A 4629-nucleotide genomic window follows, 5' to 3' on the forward strand; every position below is an offset into this window, starting at 1 on the left:
TTCATGTGCTGGTGGCCGGCAAAGGCGCCAAGGCCGCTGCCGATGCAGCCGCGAAACTGAAGGGCGTCGGCAAGGTGCTGCTCGCCGAGGCCGACGAACTCGCCGAGCGCCTGGCCGAGCCGACGGCGGCACTGGTCGTCTCGCTGGCTGGCGCTTACGACACGATCATCGCGCCGGCGACGTCCGCTGGCAAGAACATCGCGCCGCGCGTCGCGGCCCTGCTCGATGTTGCGCAGGTTTCCGAGATCATCGAAGTGGTGTCGCCTGACACCTTCAAGCGGCCGATCTACGCCGGTAACGCCATCCAGACGGTACAGTCGACCGATGCAAAGAAGGTGATCACCGTGCGCACCGCTTCCTTCCAGGCGGCACCCGAAGGTGGTTCGGCTTCGGTCGAGACGGTTCATGCGGCGGCCAATCCCGGCCTCTCGACCTTCGTCGAGAACAAGCTGTCGGAGACCGACCGTCCGGAGCTGACCTCGGCCAAGATCATCATCTCTGGCGGCCGCGCGCTCGGTTCCTCGGAAAAATTCCAGGAAGTCATCCTGCCGGTCGCCGACAAGCTCGGTGCCGCCGTCGGTGCTTCCCGCGCCGCCGTCGATGCGGGCTATGCGCCGAACGACTGGCAGGTCGGCCAGACCGGCAAGGTCGTCGCCCCCGATCTCTACATTGCGGTCGGCATCTCCGGCGCCATTCAGCACCTCGCCGGCATGAAGGATAGCAAGGTCATCGTCGCCATCAACAAGGACGAGGAAGCGCCGATCTTCCAGGTTGCCGACTACGGCCTCGTCGGCGATCTCTTCGTCATCCTGCCGGAGTTGCAGAAGGCGCTTTGACGCTTCCGCGCAACCGTATTAAATTACGAGGGGTGGGGTAGACGAAGTCGCCCCACCCTTTTAGTTTGCACCGCACAATAAGCAGGCCACAAGGCTGAGAGCAATTCCAGCGGCAGTGCGCAGGGGTTTTTGCGCCGGGAATTGCGGGAAAACAAAGAGATGGGGCGGTTCGCGATTGTGGCGAAAAACGCTCCGGACGGGATCGGGTAATGAGCAAGATCGAGACGATCGGCATCATTGGTGCGGGCCAGATGGGCGGCGGCATCGCCCACGTCTCCGCGCTTTCGGGCTACAAGGTGCTGATCTACGATATATCGCCCGACCGTATCGAGAAGGGTATCGCCACCATCAGCGGCAACATGGCCCGTCAGGTGGGGTCCGGCAAGCTCGACGAGAAACTCCGCAACCAGGCCATGGCACGCATCGCGTCGGCACCGGCGATGGCCGATCTTGCCGGCGCCGATCTGGTGATCGAGGCAGCGACCGAGGACGAAACCGTCAAGCGCAAGATCTATGCGCAGCTCTGCCCGCAGCTCAACCCCGAAGCGATCCTGGCGACCAACACCTCGTCGATTTCGATCACAAGGCTAGCCGCGCAGACCGACCGGCCGGAGCGCTTCATCGGCATTCATTTCATGAACCCGGTTCCGCTGATGAAGCTGGTCGAACTGGTGCGCGGTATCGCCACCGAGGACCAGACCTTCGAGGCGGCGAAGACCTATGTGAAGCAGCTCGACAAGACGATCACGGTCTCGGAGGATTTCCCGGCCTTCATCGTCAACCGCATCCTTCTGCCGATGATCAACGAGGCGATCTACACCCTCTATGAGGGCGTCGGATCGGTCGATGCCATCGACACCGCCATGCGGCTCGGCGCCAACCATCCGATGGGACCGCTGCAGCTTGCCGATTTCATCGGCCTCGACACCTGCCTGTCGATCATGCAGGTGCTGCATGACGGCCTGTCGGATTCGAAGTATCGCCCCTGCCCGCTGCTGGTCAAATATGTCGAGGCCGGTTGGCTCGGCCGCAAGACCGGACGCGGCTTCTACGACTATCGCGGCGAGCACCCCGTTCCGACACGCTGACGCGTCCGCTCACGAGGCCGCGGCGAGCGGCTTGGGCGGTTCTGACCTGTCGTCGCCGATCTTGCCGTCCGGCGCCACGGAAACGCATCCGCGGCCGGCTGCCTTGGCCGCATAGCAGGCGGCGTCGGCCCTTGCGATGATCTCGTCGACTTCGCCGCAATTGGCGCAGATCGCCGTCAGCCCGATGCTGGCGCCGATCGCGTGCGGCCGGCCATCCCAGGTGAAGTTCAGGCCGGCTATCGCATCGATGATGGAGCGCGCCGCGATCCTCGCGCCGGGTGCGGAACCCGACTTCAGGATGACAGCGAATTCGTCGCCGCCCAGGCGCGCGACGATGTCTTCAGGACTAAGCACGCCGCGCACCGCCTCGGCGACCCGCTTCAGCAGGGCGTCTCCCGCCGCGTGACCGCCCGTGTCGTTGACCAGCTTGAAATGGTCAAGGTCGATGAACATGAACTGATGGTGGCCCCCAGCCGTCGTGCCGTCCTTGCGTGCCTGATCGACCAGTCCCTCCATGGCGCGGATGAAGCTCGAGCGGTTGGCAAGCCCGGTCAGCGCATCATGGGCGGCGGCATGGGCAAGCTGGCGCTGCAGGGCGCGCGCATCGGTGAAATCCTGGAAGACGATCACCAGACCGCCGAATTCGTTGCGTTCGTTGATGATCGGCGACACGACCTGGCGGATGCTGCAGCGTGTGTCGTCGCGACGGATGAGGACCGCGCGGCTGTTCTGGTCGGAGCGCGCCTCTTCGCCTGTCGCCGGCCGCGTCATGCCGATCCTGTGGCCCGTCTCCTCGTCGACAGCCCAGTAGACATGGCTCAGCGTCTTGCCCAGCGCGTCGTCGCTGGAAACGCCGGTCAGCTTTTCGGCCACCGGATTCATGAAGGTGACGCGGTTCGCGGCATCGGTGCAGATGACCGCATCGCCGATCGATTGCAGCGTCACCTTAAGCCGCTCCTTCTCGTCGGCCAGCATCGCCGCCGCGACGATGAGCCGTTCTTCGGCCTGCTTGCGCAAGGTGATGTCGGTCAAGCTGCCGATCGCTCTGACCAGCTGTCCGTCGGCATCGCGCTCGATTGCCTTGCCACGGTCGAGGATCCAGATCCAGCGGCCGTCCTTGTGGCGCATCCTGAACTCGGCCTCGAAGAATTCCGTCTGGCCGTCGAGATGGGCGCGATCGGCCTCCGCGACCGTGGCGCGGTCGTCTGGATGGATCATCGTCAGCCAGCGGTCGGGGTCGCCATCGAGCTCGCCATCCCCATAGCCCAGCATCTTGACCCAGGTGGCGGAATAGGTCGTGCCCCCCTTGCGCATGTCGAAATCCCAGACACCTTGACCGGCGCCGGCGAGCGCGAAGTTCCAGCGCGTTTCGGCCTCGGTGATGCGCGCTTCGGCCTGCTTGCGCGCGTCGATATCCTCGATCTGCGAGACGAGATAAAGCGGGCGCCCACTCCTCCCATCGCGAATGACGGAGCCGGCAAGATTAGCCCAGACGGGTGTACCGTCCTTCCTGAGATAACGCTTCTCGAAGTGGAAAGTATCGACGGTGCCCGCCCTCAGGCCGGCCATCGTTTCGCGTCCGATCTGCAGATCGTCGGGATGCGTGATCTGGAAGAAGGTCAACGCCTCGATTTCCTCGCGGCTGTAGCCAAGCATGGTGGCGAAGGCGGGGTTGGTCTGGAGAATGCGCCCGTCGAGGCTGACGATGGCGATGCCGATGGCCGAGTCCTCCATGGCCCGGCGGAACCGCTGCTCGCTCTCCGTGATCTGCCGTCGATCCTCCGAGATTCGACCGATGAACAGATAGGCCAGGAAAAGCGCGCAGACCGTCACGGCGACCGATATTTGAAGGCAAAGTCCGAGTGCTTCCGTGCCGAGGTCCAGCCTTGACGGCACAAGCGAGGCGGCCACCACGGCAAGACCGGCCACAAGCAGCGCCAGCGCTGCATGCTTGTACCGTCCCGGCCCGATGATACTTCGCAATGTCACGATTTATGCCACCCCCGTGGGCAATCGCTTTTTTTCCATCGAAACCCTGAAGGATCGATTTTAAGGAAAGGTTGCGTCCGGGGCATCGGCGATATGGACAACCGGCAAACAATTGCCGGCATGATTAAGGATCGGTATTCACGGGGTCTGGGCGCGGTATCCTGCTACCAACGCACGAAAAACCGACCGCCGAGCGCGCCAAGCAAGGCAAGGGCCGCGATGGCGATCGTGTACCAGGTGGCAACGAAAAGCGGCGAATCGTCGAAGCAGTGCGCCGCATAGAAAGTCGCCGCCAGCCCGCCGGCAAGCAGCCCCGCGGCCGCGCCGGCAAGCACCGGCCGTGTCGGCGCGCCATAGCGCAGCATCCACAGGAAGATGGCCAGCGGACCGATGCCGATCAGCGGGATGAAGGTCATGCAGATCATCATGTTCGAACCGATCATGCGCGTGCCCCACAGCGCCTGCGGTACCATGAAGAGCTCCAGCACCACGGCCACCGCGACCAGCAGCGGCGCGGCGATCATCGCCGCCATTGCCCGGCCTGTCGCCGCACCCGGAGTCGACAGGGCTCGGATCAGGGCGAAGGCGCTGATGGCGAGCACGATGGTGAAAACAAACTTGGACAGGAAGCGCATCGTGTGCGCGGCAACCATGAAGTCGGGGCGCGGCCCGATCGTCATCATGAAAACAGCGGCCGCGACGACGACGGACGCGCC

Annotated in this window: 4 protein-coding genes; 2 read left to right on the top strand and 2 right to left on the bottom strand. The window is 64.0% G+C overall.

What is annotated here, in order from left to right:
- Both EOA36_RS28190 and EOA36_RS28195 read left to right on the top strand, forming a co-directional pair.
- Positions 1-836: electron transfer flavoprotein subunit alpha/FixB family protein (locus EOA36_RS28190; protein WP_145969342.1), on the top strand; the 836-nt coding region annotated here is incomplete at its 5' end.
- A gap of 209 nt (positions 837-1045) precedes the next feature.
- Positions 1046-1924, top strand: coding sequence for a 3-hydroxybutyryl-CoA dehydrogenase (locus EOA36_RS28195; RefSeq protein WP_013892834.1), 879 nt, complete (start codon positions 1046-1048; stop codon positions 1922-1924).
- Positions 1925-1933: 9 nt separating this feature from the next.
- On the opposite strand, the gene EOA36_RS28200 is transcribed toward EOA36_RS28195, so the two are convergent.
- Both EOA36_RS28200 and EOA36_RS28205 read right to left on the bottom strand, forming a co-directional pair.
- Positions 1934-3913 (bottom strand): PAS domain S-box protein, encoded by a 1980-nt coding sequence (locus EOA36_RS28200; RefSeq protein ID WP_127280323.1) that lies wholly within the window; start codon positions 3911-3913, stop codon positions 1934-1936.
- 164 nt (positions 3914-4077) lie between these two features.
- A partial coding sequence (locus tag EOA36_RS28205) for an NrsF family protein (protein ID WP_127280324.1) occupies positions 4078-4629 on the bottom strand: 552 nt, incomplete at its 5' end.

The sequence above is a fragment of the Mesorhizobium sp. M8A.F.Ca.ET.021.01.1.1 genome (assembly GCF_003998025.1).
In the GTDB taxonomy this organism is placed as follows: Bacteria; Pseudomonadota; Alphaproteobacteria; order Rhizobiales; family Rhizobiaceae; genus Mesorhizobium.

Coding starts and splice junctions, on each gene's coding strand:
- EOA36_RS28195 (WP_013892834.1), top strand. CDS start 1,046: ATGAGCAAGATCGAGACGATCGGCATCATTGGTGCGGGCCAGATGGGC.